This is a genomic window from Deinococcus aestuarii (assembly GCF_018863415.1).
In the GTDB taxonomy this organism is placed as follows: domain Bacteria; phylum Deinococcota; class Deinococci; order Deinococcales; family Deinococcaceae; genus Deinococcus; species Deinococcus aestuarii.
The window spans coordinates 23030-45396 of record NZ_JAHKSN010000006.1 but is presented as its reverse complement, the minus strand read 5'-3'; the positions used below and the strand labels follow the sequence as shown (position 1 = coordinate 45396).

The window sequence follows — 22367 nt, the reverse complement described above, 5'->3', positions numbered from 1 at the left end:
GACCCCGGCATGGTCGGCCACCCGGGAGAGGCTCACTTCCCCGCCCGCACGTGCCAGAGCTGCACGCCCCGCTCGTTCACAGTGACGAGGCTCCGCCCTCCCCGAAGGAAGCCCACCACTTCCCCGGCTCCCTTCTGCTCGCCCAGCAGCCTGCCCGTTGCCGTGTCGTGCAGGCGCAGATCAGGCCCCGGATAGGTGACGGTCTTCCCGTCCGGGCTGAAGAGAATCGGACCGCCGCGGTAAGGGAACGGGTTGGTGAACTCTGGCCAGACCCGCAGTGCCTGGCCGGTCTGCCCGTCCCAGAGCCGCAGCCCGTTCCCGGCGAGCGACACCACCCGCCGTCCGTCCGGGCTGAGTCCCATCGCCGGGCCGTTGTTCCAGAGTTTCCCCAGCGACACGCGCACCCCACCCGTGAGCACGTCCCGCACCAGGGCCGGGGAGGTCGGTCCCCCAGCCTGCCCCAGGGTGATCCGGTAGGCCCGGTTCCCCACCCAGGACACGCCCCGCACCTCCTCCGGCGGACACTTCGCCCCGGTCGCCTGGCCGTTCGGCAGGTACGGCTGGCACGGAGAAGCGATGACGCGACCGTCCGCCACCCGGCGCACCCCGTAGGCAGGGACCTGGCCGCCCGTGTTGTTCACGCCCAGCAGTTGCTGGCCGTCCGGGCTGAAGGTCAGGTCGTCGCCCGGCATCCCCTCCAGAACGCGCCGCACCCGGCCGCCCGCCACGTCCCAGAGGTAGACCTGGCTGGCCGCCGAGTACGTCTCGATGGTCATGCGAATCATGGTGGTAATGCCCCCCGCGAGCGTCTGACCATCGGGGCTGAAGGCAAAAGAGCGCCCGCCGATGAAATTGGAAAACGTCCTCGGTGGCAGGAAGCCGCGCAGCGTCCGCAGGGTCTTCCCATGTGCATCGGTCAAACGCACGGTGGTGTCCCCCAGGTTCAGGGCGAAGGTCTGTCCGTCGGGGCTGACGGCGGCGGTCTTGACCTTGCCGTAGGTCGCCTCGTCCAGTCCGCTTCTCAGGCTCCAGCGTTTGACCGTGCCGTCCGCGCTGGAAGTCCAGAGCGTGTCACCGGAGAGGGCGAGGGAACTGACCCTGTCCGCGTGCCCCACGAACACCCGTTCCCGCCGCAGGTCGGGCAGGCCGAGTTTCACCACGTTCGTCCCGGAAGCGACCAGCACACCCTTGCTGCCAGGGAGCAGCGCCACGGCCTGCACCCCGTCCGGGAGGAGCGCCTGACCCAGCTTCTGGCCCGTCTCCGGGTCCCAGCGCTTGACCGTGCCGTCGTTCGCGCCGGAGACCAGGGTGCCGTCCGGGGCGAAGGTCAGGGCCGTCACCTGCCCGCCGTGCGCGGTCTTGCCCGCCAGGGCCGCTCGCGTGGGTCGGGAGGAGGTGGGCTGGTCGGTGAGGGTCCCGGTCTTCTCCCCCGTCTCCGCGTTCCACAGCACGATGCCGCCACCAAAGGAACCGGAGGCCAGCACCTTACCCGCCGGATGGACCGCGAAGGAAACCGGGCGGTTGTAGAACGCGCCGCTCCTGTAGTACTCCACGCTGCCGGAATCCGCGGGTTCCGGCTTCCCGCGTACGACCTGTCCGGTGCGGGCGTCTAGAACGGCCAGGGCTCCGGTGGGCGAGGCGAGATACACGCGTTCCCCGTCCGGGCTGAAGGCGGCGCGGCCCTCGCCCGCGTGCCACAGGTTGCGGCCCGTGCGGGCATCGAAGGCGGCAGTGCCGCCCACGTCCGACAGAATCCGCTCCCCCTCCGGGCTGAACTGGATCCCGGGCGCGGGAAAGCGGCGCGTGTCCATAGCTGCGAGCGCCTTCTGCCGGAGGGTCCGCGCGTCGAACAGCGCCCAACCGAGGCTTGTGTTCATGGTGAGCGTGCGCCCATCGGGACTCAGGGCCAGTGGCCCGGCCCCCAGGCTCGGCGTCTGCACGGTCCGGACCAGGTCGAAGGTGACGGGTGCGGCCTGTGCGAGCGCAGACGTGGGCATGGCCATCAGGAGCGTCGCCAGCAGCAGGGGTCGGGCCATACCTCAAGCTACGGGACGAACCTGACCTGATCATCCCCCGAAGGATGCCAATGTTCACTCTTGGTGTGGCCTGACCGCCTCACGTGAAAGTCTGCCGCCCAGCGTCCGGTTCATCCCGACTGTCCACTGCGGCCTGGACCCCTCGCTGCCGCGCATAAGCGGGCACGGCTCCAGACCTCACCGCGCTCCCAGCGCCGGACCTGACCTCCCCCGCCTGTCCTCAGCGGCCGGTCAGCACCGGCACGTAGCCTAGGACCATGTCTCTCCCGCGGCGGCTCACCCTGGACCTGACCAGTGGCGTCTCCCGCGGTCCGTTGGACCTCACCGGGATCGCCCTCACGGGTGGGGCCGCTGATGTCTCCCTTCGGCCTGAGGGGCCGAACTGATGGCCGTGGCTCGCCGAGCCATCTGGTACGCCAGCCTGCTCGTGCTGGTGGGGCTCGCCTGGGTGGGGTGGTCCCGTCCACCGGCGTCCCCCGCCGACCTGGCGCACCTGACGCCGGTGGTTCAGAACACCACCTTCACTCCGCCACACCGGGCCGTGTTGAGGTTCCAACGTCAGGCTCCACCCTGGGACGCCCTGACGCTGAGCCTACGGCTCACGAACACCGGGCCAACCGCCATTGAATTCGTCGTGGGGGTCTGCGACTTCCGGTACGGCGTCGTGCGTGTCAGGGACGAGCAGGTGCTCTGGCAGACCGACACGCACCTGGGCTGCCTGCTCGCTGGCCTGGGCCATCGGGTGCTGCCCGGCCAGACCGAGGGGGTCGCGGGAACCGTACTGCCTCTCGGGCGCCGCTTCGACCCCCCGCTCCACGCGGGGCACTACGTGGCGTTCGCCTCCCTCGCGACGCCTGAGGGCGTGATCGTGGCCGAGCCGCTGTCCTTTCGGGTCACCCGGCGAGGTGAGATCGTCACCACCCCGTAGCCCTCCCAGTCGATGCTGTCTCGTGAACGTCAGGCGGCGGTCCTCCGCCAGGTCCCCCCTCAATGCACGGTCCACACGCGGCGCGTCCCGTCACAGGCCCCGCTCGCCAGCTGGTGCGGGGCGAACCACACCAGGTCCAGCACGAAGCAGGCGTGACCGCGCAGCACGCCGAGCGGCCGGAGGTCCGCCGTGCGCCACACCCGGATGGTGGAGTCGTGACCCCCGGTGGCGAACCGCTGCCCGTCCGGTGAAAAGGCCACGGTGTTGGCCGACTCCGGTCTGCCCGGCCTCCCGTGGGCGCGCACGTATCCCAGCGCCCGCAGACGCGCGTCCCACATTCGCGCGTGGCCATCCACACCGACGGTCACCACGCGCCGCCCGTCGGGAGAGACCGCCAGGTCGTTCAGCCCCCGGCGCAGGCCCACCGATCCCAGCAAGGCGTTCTCCCCCACGTCCCACACCTCCAGGGTCGGCACCTCGTAGGCACTCACGATCAGCGCCACGCGCCGCCCATCCGGGAAAAAGGCCACGTGGCTCACCCCACCCTCGCCCCGCGCAATCAGGTGGGTTTGCAGGCGGCCACCCGGGACACCACGGACTTCCACATTCCGCCCGATGCCCAGGGCGACCCCGCGCCCATCCGGGGAGAAGGCGGCGGCCTCTGGACCGCCGACCGACCCCAGGACCGGCCCCAGGGTCCCAGACCGCGCGTCATAGAGGGAGGCGGACAGGCCACGCCCGGTGCCGGGTGCCACCACCAGCGCGAGGTCGCCCGCGGCGGCAGCCACGACGGGACGCTCACCCGGCAAGTTGCCAGAAGGAATGGGGACGCGGCGCACCAGTGCGGGCGGGGTCCTCGACAGGTCCCAGGCCAGCAGGTGCCCGTCCAGCGTGCCGGACAGCAGCTCTCCCGACCGGGTGACGGCCAGTCGGCTGAAGTCCGTCTCCAGCCGCCGGGTGAGGGCGTTCTCGAAGCGTGTCGTCAGCGTCCGGGCGTTCAGCTCCCGCAGCGTGCCCTGTGGCCCGGCGAGCACCAGGGTCTCGCCATCCGGCGCCCAGGCCAGGTCTTCCACGAAGCCCACCTCCGCGCGCCGCCTGGCGGCCCCGGTCTCGGCGTCCACGAGAAAGAGCACGCCACCGGTCTCCGCCGCGAGGGTGCGCCCATCCGGGGAGAAGGCAAACACGGGCGGGGGACGCTTGCCGCCGCCGGGAAGCCGGGTGATCCGCCCCAGGTCGCGCAGGCGGTAGAGGTCCACCGTGCCGCGCACGTCCCCCACGGCCAGGACGGTGCCCTGTGGGTTCACCGCCAGCCGCACCGGGTTGTCGAAGCCTGCCGGGCGCAGTTCCCGCACCGGGGCCAGGGCGGGCTGCGGGGACACCAGGACGCGGCCGTCCTCGCCCGTGCTGACGAGGACTCCAGGACCGGTCGCCACCGCATTGATGCCCGGTGGATGGACGGCCCCCACCCGCCGGAAGGCGTCCGAGCCCAGGGTGCCCCGCACCAGTTGCGGCTGGGAAAAGGCCCCCACAAAGTCCTGTGCGCCCGGCAGGAAGGCGAAGTTCCAGGCCAGCGCGTTCGCCCGCCGGACGGACGTGACCTGTGCCCCGGTGTCCACCCGCCAGAAGCGGAACTCACCGGCGGCGCCGCAGGCCGCCCCCAGCACCTCACCGTCCGGCGAGAAGCCCAGGCGGGTCGCCGCGCAGCCCGTGTTGTCGAACACCCGGGTGACGGCGCGGGTGCGGGCGTCGCGCAGCATCACCCGGCCGCCCCCGGTGGCCAGCCAGCGCCCGTCGGGGCTGTAGGCCACGCTGAGCAGGTTCCCGTCACCCAACACGGCGGACGGGGTGGGGTTCACAGGCTCGCGCCCGCCGCCCACTGCCGACCCGGTCAGCCAGAGGGCCAGCAGCATCCACGTTCGCATGGTCGCCAGCGTAGCGGGCCGGGCGGCCGTGTCGTGCCTCAAGTGTGGCGTTCGAGGGTCCTCCCGTTCGCGCCGACCCCGGCCCACCCGCGCGAACACCCCGAATGCGCCCAGCCGGGTGGCCTCCTGGTTTACCCGGCACCCTCGCGCGGTCACGACCGGTACGCCTGGCCGGGGGCAGGTTGAACACGTCCATGTGGGTTGGCGGCGCGAACGCGGCGGTTGCCTCTGGGAGAGACGACGGTCATTGATGTCCCGCCCAGTTCGTGCGGACCCAGGCGCGGAAGTTCGGGTACTGCGCCCCCAGGAGCCGCCGCACTTGCTCGTCCTGCGTTCGCAAGAAGGTCTTCAGGCGGGCGTTGAAGGCCGCGGGGTCCATTTGGATGGAAGCGCCGACCGGCGTCCCCGCCTGCACGAACGCCGCGTCCTGGGCCACCAGCTTCTCAAAGGCCGCGCGCTGGGTGGGCGTCAGGTCCAGCCAGCGGTCGAGGGTGTAGCCCGCCCGTTGATGCTCAAGCAGGTCACTCAGCACGGGCTTCTGACCCCACGGGTCGGGCGCGACGCTGAACAGTTGTGGGATCGCCTGGCTCTTGTACAGCCGGAAGGTATGGGCCCAGTCCGGCGTGCGGTTGGTCTCCACGAAGTCCCGGACCACGTGCAGGGTGTAGGGCATCTCGCCGTGCATGAAGTGAACGACCAGCACGGGGGTGTAGGCGGCCTCCGCCTCGCGGGCCTCGGCCTCGGTCGCGCTCCAGGCCCGCCGCACGTCGCGCGGGGTGATCGGCACCCCCGTCGCGGCGGAGAGGAACTGCGCGATCACGGGGAGCTTCGTCTCGGTCACGTCTACAGGGTTGTGCAGGACGTAGGCCGCACCGGGCACCCCGTCCCGGTCGCGCCACACCCGCAGTTCTGCCAGGCTCGCGTCCTGGAGGGTGTACAGGTCGAGCTGGAAGTCGGGGCGGATGGGAACGGTGCCGATCAGGGCGCAGTGGTAAGCCTGGCAGAAGGGGGTGGCCGGGAGCGCGGGCGCCTTGAGGGAGGCGGCCAGGGCTGCGGAGAGGGAGGTCAGGAACGTGACGGCCGCCAACCGGGTGAGAGGAGTCATGGGTGCAACTCCAGTCTGGCGAGTGAAGCTGACGGCCGACTGAGGGCACCTTTTGGAGTTTTGGGTGACAGTCCCGCCACAAGGCCGCCGAGAGCGGCCGGCGCAGGCCAGCACTTCACACTCTCCTCTTTGCCGGCCAGGTCTTGAACTGTTCGCGGCTGCCCTCGCCCACCCCGTCCTCGTCCCCGGAGCGGATCGTTCGCCACTTCCAGGTCGGCCTTATCTGTACTGCACTTTTAGTGCTTTACATCACAAACAAGAGGAAGCTTGTCTCCTGCCAGGACTGTGCTCATCCACCTCATGGACAGAGCCAGCGCGCCGCTGTGCACGACTTGCCGCCAGTGCCCCAGTTCACCCGCAGTCAGGGACGCCTTCCCACCGGACCCGGGGTTGCTCCCAGCCGCCGGGTCCCTGATCCAGGGGGCAGCGTCACCGAAGCGCGGGAGCGGCACCAAAGCCGGGAAACAGGTCCGTCGTCCCGCTCGTCCCGTCCTCGCCCACGGCATCGGGCACCCGCAGCGTCAGCCCGTCCCGCCGTAGCAGGCCCGCCTCCAGCCACCGCACGTACCGGTCGAGGAAGCGGGTCAGGTTCTCGGCCAGCACGTAGCGTGGTCTGGCCGCCTTCCCGAACGTCAGGACTTCACCGTAGCGGGCCAGGTTGACCCCGATGAAGCCCTGCTCCGCCTGCCAGAGCGGCAGCCAGTCCCGGGCCGTCGTGGGTCGTGGGTACGGATTGAACGGCACCACGTTCCCCGGCGCGTCCGGTGAACCGAACTCCTCGGGGTCCGCCCGCCCCAGTTCACCCACCGGGATGCTGGTTGCCCCGAACAACTTACCCCAGGCCCGGTGACGCCGGTAGAACACCTTGACCTCCTCCGGCAAGGGACGACCCAGACGCCGTTCAGCCGCTTGCAGGTCCGCCTCGTCCGCCCCTGGCTTCAGGGACGCCAGCAGGTCGGGATAATGCTCGGCGAGCCAGGCGTCGAGACGGTCCAGGGAGCGTTCAAGTGGCATAGGATCGTTCTCCTGCGGATGCGGTTGGACCACCCGGGCTGGCGAGGCGCCGAAGCCGGGGTACAGGTCGGCCAGCCGGTAATACCCGTCCTCCCGCGGTCCCGCCTCATCGTGCAGCCGGATACCCCACATCTCCCCCTCGTAGCCGGGCAGCTTCTCGACGGTGACCTGCCCGACTTCCAGACGTGCCAGGTATTCCCGCAGGAAGCCCTCCAGATCAGAGGCCAGGACGTACCGGTGCGTCTCGTCCCGCCCGGTCGTGATTACCTGTCCAGCTCGCCCCCGCACATCCGGCGCGAGGTCCAGCGCGACGTGGTTCCCCCCGCCGTCCGAGAGAAATGGCAGCAGGTCGCGCTGGGCGTACTGTTCGCGGATCGCCCCGGTGGGATGGGAGACGGTGTAGATGGAGATATTCATATCGGCCGTCTCGCCCTCGGCGATCTCACGCCACATCTGCCGGGTCCACTCCACCTCGTTCAGCGGCATGAAGCTCAGCCCGAGGACCCCACCCACGGACCAGTCCTGACCGTCGTGCCAGCGGTACAGCGTGCGGAAGGCCTGCGGGAGTCGGAGATCGTTGCGTGCCTCAAACGCATCCAGTTCGGCTTCGGTCACGCCGGGGCGCAGGGTGGCGTGCACGGCGGGGACGTGTTGTGCGTACCAGGCCTCCAGCCGGGTCAGCACGGCCGTGAGGTCAGCGGGGGAAGCGAGGTTCATGGCGGTCACCAGCAGGGGTTGAGCAGGGGAGCAGCGGGTTTCCGTGGGGTGGCAGGCCGTAAGACACAGCGGCAGGCAGACGGCGAGCTGCCAGATCAAGTTCATTTTCGCCTCCTTCCCGGGCCCGCCCCTCTTCACATCTGCGGCAGAGCCCGCGCATCGTAGCGCCGGGGTCCCTTTCCGTCACTCCAGTCCACCTCCACCCACAGGGACGTCGCCCGCCGCACCAGAGGGCGTTGTTCCTGGCCCGGCGGGTCGAAGATCAAGATGGACAGCCCCTGGCCCGGCACGAGTTGTCGGGTCATCCCGGTGCGTGCGGGCCATCTCAGCACCTCCTGCCCGAAGCCGTCGCGCAGCACCAGCCAGGCTCGCCACCTCCCGACCTCGGCGAAGTCCCGGATCGGGGCCATCAGCGTGACGGCGACGAGGGCCGGTGGGGCCTGACCGGAACGCAGGCGCTCCTCGAACTCCCGCGCCGCCTCGGCCACCAGGGGATACCTCGGGTCAGTCAGGGTACAGGCCCCGCGCAATGACTGGGCGGGCGGCAGGAAGAACACCTGACGGTTCCCGGTGCGTTCACGCAGTGCCCGCCGTTGGGCGTCGGTCGGCTCGGCGCGGGGCGTGAGACAGTGCGTCAGGCGTTCCTCGTTGCTGGGGTAGAGCAGCCGTTCGGGGGACGGCAGCGGGGCCGTGCCTAAGCCACCGGCGAGCACGAGCGAGAGCAGCCACATGACCCCAGTCTGCCGGGCACGGCCTGACGGCCCATGAGCGCGGTGGTCAGGACAGCGCCGTCTGCTTCCCGGAGCGGGGGCCGATCAGTCCTGCCACCAGTGAGGCGAACGTGCCGACCAGGGCCCAGAGGTTGGGATTCGGGAAGGTTGAGGTCCACCGGTCCTGACACCCGGGGTGATCGCCGTTCGTGTTCCAGCGGCCGCACGACCAGGCGGCGAGGGCCAGCGGCGACGCCTGGACCCAGTGAACCGGCGTGTCCAGACCAATGGTGGGCGAAGCCAGCAGCCGGTTGTGCTGGGCCTGCGCCACCTCCAGAATGGCGCCTCCGCCCACCACGGTGAGGGCCAGAGCCAGGCCCCCGACATGCAGCGCCCGCCTGGCCCGGGTGACGGCCCAGCGCTTCCAGGCGAGCCACATCAGCAGGGTGTGCAGGGTCAGCCAGCCCAGGGCCAGGGGGAGGGCGCGGTGGGGCCCGGTCAGCACCTGATCCCCGTGTAGGTAGGTCAGGGCGGCCAGCGAATACCGCACGCGGTCGAGCGGTGGGTATACCCGGTCGCTGTCAAAGGCGAGACCAAGGTTGCCGGACGCGCCTGTGTCGAGCAGCGTGAACCCGAGAAGGGCCACCGTGACGAGCAGGGCCAGGACAGTCCAGGCCGTCACGGACCCTTCGGCTCTCCGGGTAGACGCTCTTTCCGTCACGGCTTAAAGCCCTGGACGCTGACGGTCAGCACGTAGCCGCCCTCCTTCTCCCAGGGGCGGAGGCCGAGCGTGCCCAGCGCCTCGCGGCCGTTCAGGTCCGTGAGGCTGTAGGTCACCACCCGCAGCGGCCCGTCCGTCGTGTCCGTGCGCGCCTTCCACCCGGCAGCCTTGAGCTGCGCCGAGTAGAACGAGAAGACCTCGTTCGCGCTGCGGTCCGTCTGCACGTGGGCGCTGCTGAGGGTGCCGTTGGGGAAGTTCTGCGTGTACCCCACCCGGATCGTCGCCCCGGGCAGCGGTTTGAGGGACGGCAGGCTGGAACGCGGCACGCTGAAGATGAGGCGCTGAAACGATTCGATCTGCTCCCGCGGGACCACGTTGAGGTTGAGATCCAGCTCGGTCTTTCCCCCGCGCTCGGCTGAATTGGCATTCAGGATGAAGTTGGGCTCGCCCTCCCGGTAAAAGGCGCTGGAGGAGGGGGCTTGCGGGGAGACGAAGCCGAACGGCTGGCCCTGCCCGGGGAGTGCCCTCCAGCCCCCTCCTGTCAGGACGCGCCGCAGCGCCTCCTGCGCCTGATCGGCGGGCAGGTCCGTTCGGAGGAAGATGCGGTGGGTGACGAACTGACCCCGGTTGGTCGTGGTCCGCAGGGCGGCAAGCACCTCGAAGCGCCCGTCGAGCCGCAGGGGGAGCGAGGGAGGCAGGGTGCCATAGGTAATCTCGTTCTCGACGTTGGGGTCCCCCACCCCCGGGAGCAGGCGTTCGATCACTTGGGCAGCCTGCTCGGGGGTGGGCGGGGTGGCCTGGGCCAGGGCGGGCGTGGAGAGCAGCGCGAACAGCGCCGCCGAGAGCAGCAGACGTTTGGGCATGACGTCACGCTAGCGAACCAGGTGAGCCGCCGCGTCCAACTTTGGGTGACTGCGCTTCGCAGGAATGCTCTCCCCGTGCGGCGGGAAAGCCCGTGACGGGCATGCCGACTCGGGCACCGGGACGCGCCTGCACTTGTCTCCTCTCTCCTGGCACGGAAGAGGTAGGGTGGCGAAACCTATGCCCTACCAGGACCTCGATGTGCTGCGCCGCGCCGTGCAGGAGCAATTCGGCGGCTTCGGCGCCCAGATGAGCCTTCTTCCCAACCAGAAGCCGCAGTCCTGCCCCGCACCCCTGCCATCCTTTGAGGAGTTGGGCTTGGTGGGCAGCCTGGAAAACGTGTCCCCCTCCCCGGACGGGTACTCCGCCTGGGTGTTCTTCGAGCCGGTTCTCCAAGTAGAGGAAGCCGAGCGCACCCTTCGGGCGAACCTGGAGGCAGCGGGCTGGGAGGGCGTACGCCCAACCTTCCCGCGTCCGGCGGGGTTTCTTCCCGAGGTGGAGCCGGACTGGACTGTGCCGCCGGAGGCCGAGGTGCCGCAGATGTTCGTTCACCACGCGGCCCGCAGCGTGGCCTTCATCCAGACACAGGAACACCCCGAGGGGGTGGCCCTGGCGCTGCGGATCGACCGTGGGCACGCCTATACCCACCACGCCGGACCCCCGGGCGGCGTGCTGCTCCAGCCCCCACGGTTGCCTGCCCCGTCCCGGGTGACGGTCCGGCTGCTGGGTGGGGGCAGCGGGGCGTCCAATGCCGTGGCTTATACCCGGTCGACCGCCCTGGTGTTGGGTCCCGGCACCACGCTGGGACTGCACGCCCACTACGCCGGGGAGTTGGAGCGGCAGGGCTGGAAGCGGGCCGCGGAGGTCGGTGAGGATGCTTTGAGAACGAGTACCTGGCACGTCCCGGAACCGGGCGGCGAGACGCGGGGAACCCTGGTCATCGCGCAGTTGGAGACCGGGCGGTGGCACGGGCAGTTGGAGGTCATGCAGCTTCGCCCGGACGACACGGGGAGCGAGGGCTGGTCCACCTACAGCTTCTGACCCGAGGGGGAGCTGGGCCCGCCTTTCCTCAGGGCGTCCCCCAATCCTGGAGGTGGAAGACTTTACGGCTCGGGATCGAATTTCAGGTGGAGGACGACCGGCGTTCCTGTCGTGACCCCACCACATCCTCCGCCGGCAGGCCGCCCGGGGATGATGACGTTCACCTTCTGGGTGACCGCGCCGGGGGCGCTCACATCGAAGCTGTACTGCCCGGGAGCGCCGAAGCTACATGCGGTGGTGCAGGCGATCCGGTCCTCCTCGACCCGGATGCCGGTGAGTTGTCCACCGACACTGCCGGAGTATCCTGCCGCCTCCCAGGGCGTGACGGGCTTGCCATTCAGCGTCACATTGCGGATGGAGACTGTGGGGATGGCTGTGCCCGTGGTGCTGAAGACGGCGGAGTCGATCTTGATCATCCCGACGATGGACCCGGCCGCGCAGGTGGAGGGCAACCACTTGTTGCACCCGGCGAGGAGGAGTGGAACCAACAGCAGAAGGGGGGTGGAGTTCACCGCCTCACCCTATCGGCTCAGCTCGGGGAGGGTGAACGAAGTTGACACGCCGCTCGGACAGGGGGAGGAGTCCTGACTTCCACCCCCAAAGAACGGCCCGTTCGCGGTTCGGAGACCACCGACCCGTCAACTTTCGCCCCTGCGTGGACGAAAAGCTGGTATCCAGAGAAGATCGTGAGAAGAGCCCTCCTGTTGTTGCCCATCGCGTTGAGCCTCAACTCGTGCATGAACAGCGGCGACATGACCGCCGTGCTGTACCAGCCGAGGAGCACCACGCCATTCAGCGCTGAGTGCACCACCCTCCGCGTACAGGACGAGACGTTGGGCGTCAGCGGCGAAATCACCCTCAACCCGACGACAGGCAGAATCCGGGAGACCCCGCCCTATCTCCCGACGTACTGGGTGCCCCGCCGCCAGCCCATCCACGTGCAGGCCTGGTGTTACAAGGACGTGCCGGATGGCGCGACGGGAGGCACCACCCGCGTGGAGACCGGGACAACCCGCGTGACGTTTAACACCCCCAACTGGGGCAGCTTCAGGCTGTCGGTCGGGTCCAGCGAGGGGATGGAGGCGGCCACCCTGGCGAGGTGGCGGGCGAGCAGCGGGGCGCAGGTCACGGGGGTCTATCCCGTCGTCATGCCCTGAGCGGAATGGCCTCAGCCGGTGCAGGAACATTATGAGGTGGAGCGCCGGTGGGGCGTCACGCGTCGTCGCCCATCCGCCGCCCCCAGAACAGGGATGGGGGCCGCCTCGGCTTGCGCAAAGGGCACTCACGGGACGGTGGGTCACTCCAGCAAACGGGTCTCCAGCACGCGCAGCACCTCGCCTTGCTCTTCTGCCCGACACGCGTAGAACCGCGCCGTTCGCGTTCTGCCGGTGAGCTTCCAGATTACCGTGCCCGCCTGGTCCGTCGTCTCCGCCAGGTATGCCGGACCCATCTCGCCGCTGAGCAGCGCCTCCATGTTCAGCCGGCGTCGCAGGTCAGCCGCGCACTGCCGCTCGACCTTTCGAGCCTGGGTGGCGGTGACCTCCAGTGGACGGACGATGGAAGGAGGGACGGGATGCTGGAGCCTGCTTCCTCCCCACAGCAGCACCCCTCCGAGCAGGACGATGAAGAGTAGGCGGGAGGTGAGGGCCACTCCACTCAGGCTACGTGAGTGGGAGGGGCAACGCGGCCCCATCTGGGGAGGGGCCTCAGCCAGGTCCGCCGTTCAAGGTTAGTGGTCACGCTGCTCTCCGTGGCCTTCAGTTTGGGAGTGGTCGGGTCTCCCACCTGGGGGGACGGGCGTCGCGCCGAGGCCGCCCGCGGCGAAGCTGAGGCCTGCCGATGGGCCTCCCATTCGCATAGGGCGGGGGGAAGCGTGTCCGCCATCGCCCGCGCGGCTCCCGTCCGGTCATGACCTGCCGATCCACGTGGCCGTTGGAGCCCCGTCCAACACCTCAGCGCCACCAGTTCAAGGTATTGCCGTCCCGCACCAGCACGTTCCCTTCCGGCGTGAAGGCCGCCGTGGGTTGCGGCACCGGCTGGCCGCAGCCGAAATAGCGTGTCAGCCCCGAGGTCAGGGCCGCGGGCAGCTTCACCTCCTGCCGGGCCTCCAGGTCCGCCAGGTGCAGGCCGTAGAAGGCCCCACCGCACCCATCCCCCGACCCTTCGCCCAGCAGCACGAGGCGGCGGTTCGGCGCGTAGTCCAGCAGGCTCAGCCCCCGGTACGCCTCCTTCGGGTCGCCGGTTCGCAGGGTCAGGCCGGGGCTGGCCTGCCCGGTCCGCGGGTCCAGGCGGTAGAGATACAAGGCGACCTGTTCAAGCTGCTCCTTGATGGGCCGTGACACCCCTCGCACCACCGCGCGCCCGTCTGGGCTGGGCACGAAATACGGGCGGTCGTCCCGTCGCCACGCCTCCTGCCACAGGGTCTGGCCGTCCGGTCCGGTCGCTCTCAACCGCGACTGGAACGCGCTGCTGGGAAGCCGCCGATCCTCAGCCCGCAGGCGCAGGGTCCCCACCGGGCGCGTGTTGGCCTCCTGGCTCAGCACCTGGCCCGTCACCGCGTCCCAGGTGCGGCTCTGCCATCCACTGCCGCTTCCCGCGTCCTCGAAGCGGGCGAACACCGTCCTGGGCCCGGAGAAGGCCAGGTCCACCCGGTATGACTCCGGTGGCAGGGCCAGGGTGTGCAGGGTCCGCCCGACGCGGTCGAGCACGGCCACACTTCCCGGGCGGGCGGTGGCGATGAAGCGTCCGTCCGGGCTCACGGCCACCTCGGTCACGCCCTCCAGCCCCGGTCCGCCCAGCCGCCGCCCCTGCCCACTTGGGCGAACCGTTCTCAACTCCCCCTGCCCGTTCCCGGTGTCGAGGGCCAGCAGCGCACCCCCTCCCGGCCTCGGCACGGACGCGGTGACCGCCGCCCCGAGAGACCGCACGAACGTGCCGTCCGACACGCGGCGGAGTTCCGGCACGCTACCGCCGCGCACGGTCAGGAACAAGGTGCCGTCCGGCGAGGGCACGGCGTCGCGCAACTCTCCCCTGCCCACCGTCCAGCGGGGCGACTGACCGCTCAGACCCCACAGGCTGACCTGCTGCCCGCTGGGACTGTAGGTGCTGGAAGTCGCCCGGGGCGTGGCGGTCAGGATTCGCCCGGCGTCCACCCAGCGCACTTGGGGCTCCCCGCTGGGTTCCACCCCGAAGCTCCCCGGCACCTGCCGGGACACCACCTTCCCGTCCCTCGTCGCCACGTCCAGGAACAGGGGGGCGCTCGGGTCATACTGGCGCTTCGACACGCTGCGCAGGGCCGCCACCCGGGCGCCGTCCGGCGAGGGCTCGACGTCCAGCACCCGCCCGGCGGGGAGGGTGATCTCGGTCATAGGCCCTTCTCGGCCCTCCAGGCGCAACGTCGCCCGGCCTTGCGGGCCGGGGAGGACCGTCACGCTGTATCCGCCCGCACAGCCCCCGGAACGCCCTACCGCGCGGGCGCACATGTCGCCCAGCACGGCCCGACCGTCGGCTCGCAGCGTGTAGGCGGTCTGGTAGGGCTGGCCCTTTGCGTAGCCCTGCACGCGGATGAACGGACCTTTGAGCACCCCGCCGTCCGCACGGTAGCCGTCCAGCCGCAATCTGGGCCCGAAGTTCGCTCTCGCATTCGGCAGGCTGGAAGGCGGCACCAGCACGGTGCGGGCCACGGGTCGCCCGGTCTGCACGTTCCAGCGGTACAGCACCCGTGCACCGTCCAGGGTGTAAGCGGTGCCGTCCGGCCCCCAGGCCAGCCCGCCCGCAAAGCCGGAGGGGTCGTTGAGGGTGGAGAAGGTACCTGCGGCGTGACCGTCGATGCGGGCAGTCCCAATTGGCGAGAGCTGGAGGGCTGAGGAGACGCCGGACAGGACGGCAGCGGTCAGGGCGGCCAGCAGCAACGCCGCGCGGTTCAGGGGCATGGCCTCACGCTAGCGGCCCCGGGTGACCGGGACATGACGTGTCGGGCAGCCGTCCCGTCTCCCTTGTCACCGAACCTTGCTGCCCTCACCACCGGGGATCAGGGCGACCGGGGGTCCAGCCCCGAGAGGCGTTGCGTGCCGAAGGCGTCCTGCAAGCCCTCAGTGAGGTCCGCCGTGTCGATCAGGGTGGGGAAGCCCAGCGAGACGTCATACGTCACGGTCAGGAGCAGGCAGGACTGCGCGTTGGCTTGAGCCTGGGTCACGGCGGTGTGAAGCTGGGCGAACAGGTGGTCGATGGTGAAGGCATAGTCCGTGCCCAGGGGCGCCCCGGTCTGCTCGTCGCGCACACGCACCACTACGTCGTTCTCCACGTCCACCCGCGTGACGAACTCCCCGGCGAAGTTCCAGACCGTGCGGGTGTAGGCGTAGGTGTGGAGGTCAGCCGCCGTCCAACGCGCCTGGGCCTGCTCCAGTTCCGCGCTCAAGCGAGTCCAGTCCGGCCGCTGGTAGGAGGAGGTGCAGGGGCTCCTGCTCCTATACGGCCACTCGATGGGCAGGGAGCCGCAGGCGCTCAGGAGGCCCGCAAGAAGGAGCGGCGCGAGGCGGGTGCAAGTTGGCATAGGTCACCTTAGCCCGTCACCCGACCGGTCCTCGACAAAAGTGCCCATCCTGGAAGGCCACCGGCCAACCCGTTCCCGCGGCAAGCGCGAAAGTCAGCCGGAAATCAGCGGGAGGTTGGATAGCGTGAAGCTGAACTGGCTCCGCTCCAGTCCCCTCCCCCGGCCAGTTCACGGAGGTTGCATGAACCGTCGCCTATTCCTGGTGGCCCTGCTCGCTGTATCCGGCGCACTCGCTCAGACGGCCCCCGTCCCCTCTCCGGCCGACCTTGCCCGAGAGCGGGAGTTGACCCGGCGCGCCCTGAGCGATGATTTCGGCCCCATCACCGTGGAGGCCCGGCTCCTGGTCGGCCAGCTTCCGCCTCAACCCCTCGGACCACTGCCGAGCGTTCCCTCAGGCCGACTGATCGGCAGTGTGATCCGGACCAGCAACACCCCCGACTTCCCCAACTCCCAGAGCGTCTACTTCGACAGCTCGGCCTCCCCCGCGCAGGTGCAGGCGGCCCTGCAAGCCTCGCTCCGGGCGCTGGGGTGGACGCCCTTCCCGGGGGGGCTCGGTCCGTCCTTCGCGGGGGGCTTCCAGGGGGCGGAGAATCCTGAGGCGCTGTGGTCCTACCGCTTGGAGCAGCAGCTCCGGTTCGCCGCCCAGATCAGGCGCGTGGGCACGGTCACCCGGGTCACCCTGAATCTGAGTAAGGACCGGAATCTCCGCGAGCAAATTCAGTTTCAGGAGAGGCGGGGCAGCGAGTATCCGACCAACCTCCCGGCGCTGCGCCCGCCGAGCGGCACGACCGTGCAGCCGAACGGTGCGGGCGGCGGCGGTGGGAGCTGGACCAGCTCCGCTTCCATCCAATCGTCCCTGAGCGCCGCGCAACTCCTCGACGCGTACGGCGCACAACTCCAGGCCGCCGGGTGGACGCCGCTCGCCAAGAACACGGCGGGCAAGACCGTGACGAGCCTCTGGCGCTTTACTGATCAGGACAAGAACGAGGTGACGGGCGTGCTGACCTTACGAGAAGACGCCCCAGGACGGTACTCGGCGCAACTCGCCAGCCTGGCCTTCAGGAACTGACGCCCACAGTTGCTTCCAAGGGATGAAGAGGTCATTCCTCACCACTTGGGGTTCACCTGGCGCGGCACCAGACGACCCATCGAAGATGGCGACGGGCTCGGGGTCCCACGGCCAGGAGGTTCCTGCTTCAGTCGGGGGGTCGCCTGAACAGCCGGTTCAAGGTCAGGTGGAGCCATCTCAACCCGCTGTGATCGTACAGCCACCCCAGCCGACGAGCCGTCCGGGTAAAGGGAAACTGCCAGCGCCGTCGCGTCCACCAGCGCCACCAGCCCGGACGGCGCCAGAAGGTCTCCAACTGCTGCGAAGCGACCTCCGCAAACCTCCGGGCGTCAGCCGCCGGAAACTGGCGCAGGGCCTGTTGGAACTGGAGTCCATCAGGGGCGCGTTCGAAGGAGAGCGGCGCGCCTGTCGGATCGAGGAGGTGTAACTCGCCATCAAGGAACACGACCCGACGACACCCGAAGTAAGGGACGCCCACGCCAGTGATACCCACGGTCGTGTGCATGCCCTGGCCTTGCTCCAGGTGGACAGGGGGGCGGCCCACCCACGCCAGGACCAGACGATCTCGCTGGAGTTGCAATTCAAAGGCCTGGTCCGCCGTCTGAATGCTGTACAGGCTCGCCCTCACGATGTCTCCAGCGTACGAAACCTGCCAGGGTCAGGAGACTCAGGGCTCGGCTGAGCCCTCGCCCGGGGAGATCAGAAACGAGGCAGAGAACGTTGGGGAGACGCTCGCTCCGCAGCGGCCACTGCTGATCTCCCCGCACTCCAGTCTGGAGGCAGAGGGTCGCCGGGTGTCGCTGAACCCGACCTCACGCGTACACCTCCAAGGTCCCCTCCTTTCGGGCTGTAGTCGGGCACCCGAATAGAGGGGGTTTGGCCTATAGGCCCGGGAAGGGGACGGCGGAGGTCAGGGTCAGCGCAGCAGGCCCAGCACGCCGCCGTACAGGGAGAAGAAGCGCGCCTCGTCGAGGGTGCGGGCGTCGTTCCAGGTCGCGCTCACGCAATACTGGCGCCCCGCTTTGTTGGTGACCTGCGTCGTGAGGTTCAGTACCCCGCCCTCGCTGCCTCCCTTGTAACTCACCCGCGCGAAGTCTCTCGCCGTCGCCACACCGGGATTCAGGGACGTCTCGGGCAGGTCGGCCACATCGGCCATGAGTGAACACAGCCGCTCGGTGTTCACGAACCATTCCACGTCCCGCGCGACCGGCCCACGGGTGAAGACGCCCACGTTGGGTAAGGGGGCGACGGCAGCCTGAGCCAGCACCACCCGCCGCGCCGCACGGTCCAGACCCGCCGAGCGGTAGGCGCGCAGCAACTCCAGGTTGGCCGGGTTCTTCAGCGCGAAGGCTTCCCGGGTACTCGGCATCGCGCTCTGCCCCAGCCGTGCCTCGACCCCTGCCCGCCCGACCACGCGCAGCAGCAGGTCGGTGGCGGTGTTGTCGCTGCCTTCGATCATCCGGGTGGCGAGGTCACGCAGGGTGTAGCGGCTGCCCGCCGAGGCGTCTTGCAAGGTGCCGCTGGGCAGGCTCTTGTCCGCGTCGGTGAGTGCCACCTCGTCCGTCCAGGCCCGCTCGCCGCGTGCCACCTGGGCCTGCACCTCCCCCAGAATCGCCAGCTTGAAGGTCGAGCCGACCGCCAGCAACTGGGAGGGATTCAGGGCCACCAGCGTCCGGCCCGTGTCCACCTCGCGCACGAGCAGGCTGACCGACCCCGGCAGGGCGGCGAAAGCAGATCGTGCCTCGTCCAGCGAGGAGAAGGTGGCCTGGGGTGTGACGGGGGCAATCGCCAGCGCCGTGATGCGACCCTCGGCGTCCACCCGGAAGGCCGTGACGTTCAGGGCCCCGCGCTCGTAGACCACCTGCGGCACCTGCCCGGTCAGGTCGATCCGCACGAAGGCGCCGAACTGCGCCCGGACGGCAGCAAGCTGCTCGTTGATTGCCGTCACGGGAACGGCGGCGAGGAACTCGGGGGCGAACAGGGCCGGGTCCACCGTCTCCGGCTGAAACACCCGCGTCAGGGTCTGAAGGATGGCGTCCCGCTGGGCCGGGGTGGGCGCCGTGGAGGGGGTGCTGCTCGAAGCAGGGCCGGGGACGGCGCCGAAGCCGGTGAGGCGGCCCTGGGCGTCCACGGAAGCGACGGTGATGATCAGGGTGCCGCGCTCGAAGACAGCGAGGGGACGGCCTTGGAGGGTGCCGAGGCGCTGAAAGGCCCCGTACGCCTGACGAATACTGGCGAGCTGGGCGGCGATGGTCTCGAAAGGCACCTGCGCGAGGAATTCGGGGGCGAACCATTCAGCCTGGGGCTGCCCGGCACCCAGTAGCCGGGTCAGGGCCTCCGTCTGGGTCCTGATCTCGCCGCCTTGAGCCGAGGCCGTGGCGAGGAGACTCAGGGTGAGGGAATGGAGCACTTGGCAACGCATACCTGACCGTACCAGAGCAACCGACGGGGGTGTCGGCTCGATGCAGCTCACGTTGGAACTGTGGACGTGTTGGAAGGGTGATGTGGATCAAGCAGTCGGACGAAGGTTTCCGGGTCGCGCGGCGTCAGGTAGTACGTCTGCCCGTCCAACTTGAGCAACACGGCCTGTTGTGGCCGGGCAGCGGTGGCAAGCGCCTGCACTCTCCCCCCGCCTGCTGTCTTGATGGAGAACGTCCCGGTGTAGTAACCCGGTATCGCCGTCCCGAACAGCCGCAGCCCAAGCGGCTCTGGGGTCAACTCCACCTTCGTAGCCCCACGCGGGAAGCGCAGGGAACGCCACGCCGTCCGGACCAGGAGGGCCTGTGGGGTGAGGATGTACTTCAAGCGCGGCTGGCGGAGGAAAAATACCAGGAGTGGAACCAGGATGACGAGGGCCAGCCCATCGCTTGGGCCGAGGGTCGGATGCCGGGCGGGGAAGAACGTGCCCGAGTCGCCCGCTCGCCAGACCCGGAGCAGGGCCTCGGGATCGGCGGGGGTCAGGACGGTGGGCCGGGGCCGCGTCAGGAAGAGCAGGGTGCGGCCTGAGCCGTCACCGAAGACTTCCGCCTGCCCGTACCTCGCCAGATCGAAGCGGCCCACGACGTACCCCGGACGGCTGGAACCCACGATCTTGCGGCGACGTTGAAGGGGAACCTGGAGGACCTCCGTGTCGGCGGGGATGACCCGCGAGGCCGCGATGGAGCGCGCGACGATCTCGCCGTCCCGGACCTCATACACGGGGCGGCGCCATGAGCCCGGCAGCAGCGGCAGCAGGATGACGGCCAGGAGGCCCAGGGAGATCAGGATGAACAGCCACCGGACCCAGGGCCACCACCGCCCCACGGGCTCCTGGGCCGTGGGAATCTCTTGAATCTGGACTTGATTGGACATGGGCTTCACCAGAAATGATGTGGAGTGGCAGGCGCTGGCGGTGGTGCCAGGAGTCTAGCTGACGCAGCATAACGGTCCACGACGCAGGACTGCATAATTGGGGAAGACGTATTGACCCTGTTTCCTTCCATTTCCTTTCACAATGACCGAACGTGTTGAATGAGTGCAGGAAGTGGTAGTGGTGGGTCATGGGCTGCCCCCTGTGTACGTGTTGGGAGGCCCGCTCAAGGAGCGTCCCTTGCTTCTTCTGCTGGGAAACACTTACAACTGTGGGTATGGCTTACAAGAAATTGAGCGAGCAGCTTCAAGAGTTGAACAACCCTCAACGCAGCGACACCTTCGTGAAACTCTTCCGCGAGGCGGTACGGGAAGGGAAGTTCGAGGCGGCGCAGTTGTCCGAACGCTTCACCATTCCCAAGCAGTTCCGCCGCCGGGGTGCCGAGGACACCTACCAGCGCGACACGAGGGAGATGTTGTTCGAGGTGACGCCCGAGTTCGAGCGGTGGTTTGAGCAGACGAACCAGGACCTCGCGGCCTCCCCCAGCCGGGGAAGTGGCAAGGTCAGGCCGAGCCTCGAAGCCATCGAGTCGGGACAGCTCGACTTCAAGGCGCTGGCGGAGGAGACCCGGCGCCGGTTGCAGTCCAGCTTCGAGAAGGGACAGACGCTCGGCAAGAGCCGGGCCGCCACCAGGGGTGCCGCTAAGGCTCAGCCCAAGGGTCGTGGCAAGGCCAAAGCTGCCCGAGCTGCAAGGACTTGATCACTCAGTTTCCCGCAAGTCTCCCGGCGTAGGTTTCAGCGCCATCAAGTCGTAGGAGAGGTTTTCGCCGTGCTGTACGCCCTCGATCTTCCGAGGGCCTCTACCCCTCATCTTGCGGGAAATCTCTGTTTCCCGCATACCTCTAGATTTCGGTTTGCCTTACAAGTAGACTCCTCTGTAAGGAGGTCGAGATGCGGGTGGTCGCCAAGCTGACGAGCAAGGGACAGGTCACAGTGCCGCGCGAGGTGCGCGAGCGGCTGGGGCTCAAGCAGGGGGACGACCTGATCTTTGAGATTGAGGGCGACACCATCACCCTGGTCCCCCCTGAGGAGGACAACCCCTTCGACGCCTTCATTGGCACCCTGCCTCCCCTGCCCAAGGACGCCAAGACCTACTGGCGGGAGATGCGCGACGGGGAAGGCGGGGAGTGACCTACTGCATCGACACCAATGTGCTGAGCGCCTTGCTGGCCGCCGAGCCCACCGCCGCCGTCATCTCGGCGACCCTGGGCAGCCTGCGGCGGGCCGGACCGCTGCTCATCCACGGCAGCGTCTACGCCGAACTGCTCGCGGCGCCGGGCAACACCCAGAGTCACCTCGACGCCTTCCTCACGCGGGGGCGCATTCGGGTGGATTGGGAGACGACGGAGGACATCTGGCAGAGCAGCGGTCGGGCGTACAGCGCCTACGCCCGACGGCGGGTGAAGTCTGGCGGGGGTCGGCCCCGGCGCATCCTGGCCGACTTCCTGATCGGCGCGCACGCCGCCTCGCTGGGGGCCACCCTGGTCACGCTCGACGACACCCACTACCGCACCTCCTTTCCTGCCCTGCCGCTGGTGGTGCCGTGAATCGCTACGACGACCAGGCCCGGCTGACCTTCCACCTCGCCCGGGAGGAGGCGAACCGGCTGGGGCACGCTCAGGTGGGGCCTGAACATCTCCTCCTCGGGCTGATGCGGGTCGAGGGCGGGGGACGTGACGTGCTGCTCGGGTTGGGCGCCGACCTCGACCGGATGCGCGAACAGGTCAGGGCGTGGACTCTCCCCGGCCCGGGAGGGGCCATGAACGAGGCTCCAGCGATCACGCCTCCAGCCCGTCAGGTCATGGAAGCCGCCTCACAGGAGGCGCGGGCGCTGAGGTCCCCCATCACGTCCACCCCCCACATCCTGCTCGGTCTCGTGCGGGTCGAGCATCCGGTGACGCGGCGGGTGCTGGCCTCGGTCCAGGCTGACGCCCAGGTCATCATGGACCACGCGCGGGCCAAGGGTATTCTCCCGGCTCAGGGAGCGCAGCAGCAGGCCCAGGAGCGAGCCCAGCAGGTGCAGGCTCTCCGCCGCCTGCTCGAAGAGACCCTTGGGCGGGACGGCACACCCCCAGCCGGGATGACGGAGGATGAGCTGATGGCCCTGGTGGTGGGCGGTGGGGACTCCAGCCTGATCTCCCTCTTTGAGGACGTGGTGTACCGCTGGATGACGGGGGACGGGCTTTCCGAAAGCAGGAAGCACGCGGTCTTGCTGCTGCTGATCAACTTCGCCATGCAGAAACGGGGCTGAAGGTGTGGCCCTTCCCTCGGGTTGATCCTTA

At 69.2% G+C, this 22367-nt stretch carries 22 protein-coding genes; 8 read left to right on the top strand and 14 right to left on the bottom strand.

Translation table 11 applies throughout. The features are described from left to right. Positions 1–32 precede the first annotated feature (32 nt). The gene (locus IC605_RS09840) at positions 33–2036 is read right to left on the bottom strand and encodes a WD40 repeat domain-containing protein (protein WP_216322575.1); all 2004 of its coding nucleotides are present in this window, start codon (positions 2034–2036) and stop codon (positions 33–35) included. Positions 2037–2421: 385 nt separating this feature from the next. Here IC605_RS09840 and IC605_RS09835 point away from each other — a divergent pair, with 385 nt between their 5' ends. Next, positions 2422–2964, top strand: coding sequence for a hypothetical protein (locus IC605_RS09835; protein ID WP_216322573.1), 543 nt, complete (start codon positions 2422–2424; stop codon positions 2962–2964). 59 nt (positions 2965–3023) lie between these two features. Here IC605_RS09835 and IC605_RS09830 read toward each other — a convergent pair whose 3' ends face one another. From IC605_RS09830 to IC605_RS09805, 6 genes are all read right to left on the bottom strand, one after another. Further along, a complete protein-coding gene (locus IC605_RS09830; protein ID WP_216322570.1) occupies positions 3024–4886 on the bottom strand; it encodes a WD40 repeat domain-containing protein in 1863 nt (620 codons plus the stop codon). Positions 4887–5130: 244 nt separating this feature from the next. Then, positions 5131–5991: a hypothetical protein gene (locus IC605_RS09825; RefSeq protein WP_216322567.1), complete on the bottom strand. Its 861-nt coding sequence runs from the start codon at positions 5989–5991 to the stop codon at positions 5131–5133. Between the two features lie 429 nt (positions 5992–6420). Continuing rightward, positions 6421–7827 (bottom strand): SMI1/KNR4 family protein, encoded by a 1407-nt coding sequence (locus tag IC605_RS09820; protein WP_216322565.1) that lies wholly within the window; start codon positions 7825–7827, stop codon positions 6421–6423. A 29-nt stretch (positions 7828–7856) separates the two neighbouring features. Then, on the bottom strand, positions 7857–8453 hold the full coding sequence (locus tag IC605_RS09815; protein WP_216322562.1) for a hypothetical protein: 597 nt from the start codon (positions 8451–8453) through the stop codon (positions 7857–7859). 46 nt (positions 8454–8499) lie between these two features. Then, positions 8500–9114, bottom strand: a complete 615-nt coding sequence (locus tag IC605_RS09810; protein WP_216322559.1) for a hypothetical protein — start codon at positions 9112–9114, stop codon at positions 8500–8502. A 35-nt stretch (positions 9115–9149) separates the two neighbouring features. After that, positions 9150–10016 (bottom strand): hypothetical protein, encoded by an 867-nt coding sequence (locus tag IC605_RS09805; protein ID WP_216322556.1) that lies wholly within the window; start codon positions 10014–10016, stop codon positions 9150–9152. Positions 10017–10194: 178 nt separating this feature from the next. Here IC605_RS09805 and IC605_RS09800 point away from each other — a divergent pair, with 178 nt between their 5' ends. Continuing rightward, positions 10195–11055: a hypothetical protein gene (locus IC605_RS09800; RefSeq protein WP_216322553.1), complete on the top strand. Its 861-nt coding sequence runs from the start codon at positions 10195–10197 to the stop codon at positions 11053–11055. Between the two features lie 62 nt (positions 11056–11117). Here the strand turns inward: IC605_RS09800 and IC605_RS09795 are convergent, their stop codons facing one another. Next, complete coding sequence (locus IC605_RS09795) at positions 11118–11567, bottom strand: hypothetical protein (RefSeq protein WP_216322551.1); 450 nt, start codon at positions 11565–11567, stop codon at positions 11118–11120. Positions 11568–11741: 174 nt separating this feature from the next. Here IC605_RS09795 and IC605_RS09790 point away from each other — a divergent pair, with 174 nt between their 5' ends. Then, positions 11742–12212 carry a hypothetical protein gene (locus IC605_RS09790; RefSeq protein WP_216322548.1) on the top strand — a complete coding sequence of 157 codons (471 nt, stop codon included), beginning with the start codon at positions 11742–11744 and terminating at the stop codon, positions 12210–12212. Between the two features lie 140 nt (positions 12213–12352). Here the strand turns inward: IC605_RS09790 and IC605_RS09785 are convergent, their stop codons facing one another. The 3 genes from IC605_RS09785 to IC605_RS09775 all read right to left on the bottom strand — a co-directional run bounded on the left by IC605_RS09785 (position 12353) and on the right by IC605_RS09775 (position 15472). Continuing rightward, the gene (locus IC605_RS09785) at positions 12353–12706 is read right to left on the bottom strand and encodes a hypothetical protein (RefSeq protein WP_216322545.1); all 354 of its coding nucleotides are present in this window, start codon (positions 12704–12706) and stop codon (positions 12353–12355) included. A gap of 301 nt (positions 12707–13007) precedes the next feature. Continuing rightward, positions 13008–14987, bottom strand: coding sequence for a hypothetical protein (locus tag IC605_RS09780; RefSeq protein WP_216322540.1), 1980 nt, complete (start codon positions 14985–14987; stop codon positions 13008–13010). A gap of 98 nt (positions 14988–15085) precedes the next feature. Beyond that, the gene (locus IC605_RS09775; protein ID WP_216322537.1) at positions 15086–15472 is read right to left on the bottom strand and encodes a DUF6174 domain-containing protein; all 387 of its coding nucleotides are present in this window, start codon (positions 15470–15472) and stop codon (positions 15086–15088) included. A 316-nt stretch (positions 15473–15788) separates the two neighbouring features. On the opposite strand from IC605_RS09775, the gene IC605_RS09770 reads away from it, so the two are divergent. Continuing rightward, positions 15789–16676 carry a hypothetical protein gene (locus tag IC605_RS09770; protein WP_216322534.1) on the top strand — a complete coding sequence of 296 codons (888 nt, stop codon included), beginning with the start codon at positions 15789–15791 and terminating at the stop codon, positions 16674–16676. Between the two features lie 127 nt (positions 16677–16803). On the opposite strand, the gene IC605_RS09765 is transcribed toward IC605_RS09770, so the two are convergent. The 3 genes from IC605_RS09765 to IC605_RS09755 form a co-directional block, all read right to left on the bottom strand. Beyond that, on the bottom strand, positions 16804–17304 hold the full coding sequence (locus IC605_RS09765; RefSeq protein WP_216322531.1) for a hypothetical protein: 501 nt from the start codon (positions 17302–17304) through the stop codon (positions 16804–16806). A gap of 288 nt (positions 17305–17592) precedes the next feature. Beyond that, positions 17593–19086: a serine hydrolase gene (locus tag IC605_RS09760; RefSeq protein ID WP_343216567.1), complete on the bottom strand. Its 1494-nt coding sequence runs from the start codon at positions 19084–19086 to the stop codon at positions 17593–17595. A gap of 59 nt (positions 19087–19145) precedes the next feature. After that, a complete protein-coding gene (locus tag IC605_RS09755; protein WP_216322526.1) occupies positions 19146–20027 on the bottom strand; it encodes a PH domain-containing protein in 882 nt (293 codons plus the stop codon). Positions 20028–20302: 275 nt separating this feature from the next. On the opposite strand from IC605_RS09755, the gene IC605_RS09750 reads away from it, so the two are divergent. The 4 genes from IC605_RS09750 (at position 20303) to IC605_RS09735 (ending at position 22336) form a co-directional block, all read left to right on the top strand. Then, positions 20303–20785 (top strand): hypothetical protein, encoded by a 483-nt coding sequence (locus IC605_RS09750; protein WP_216322522.1) that lies wholly within the window; start codon positions 20303–20305, stop codon positions 20783–20785. Between the two features lie 191 nt (positions 20786–20976). Further along, positions 20977–21216 (top strand): type II toxin-antitoxin system MazE family antitoxin, encoded by a 240-nt coding sequence (mazE, locus tag IC605_RS09745; protein ID WP_216322519.1) that lies wholly within the window; start codon positions 20977–20979, stop codon positions 21214–21216. Further along, on the top strand, positions 21213–21632 hold the full coding sequence (locus IC605_RS09740; RefSeq protein WP_216322516.1) for a type II toxin-antitoxin system VapC family toxin: 420 nt from the start codon (positions 21213–21215) through the stop codon (positions 21630–21632). Before mazE ends, IC605_RS09740 begins: the two co-directional genes overlap by 4 nt. Then, entirely contained in the window at positions 21629–22336 is a 708-nt protein-coding gene (locus IC605_RS09735) for a Clp protease N-terminal domain-containing protein (protein WP_216322513.1), read from the top strand. The genes IC605_RS09740 and IC605_RS09735 overlap by 4 nt, the downstream gene beginning before the upstream one ends. Positions 22337–22367: the final 31 nt, after the last annotated feature.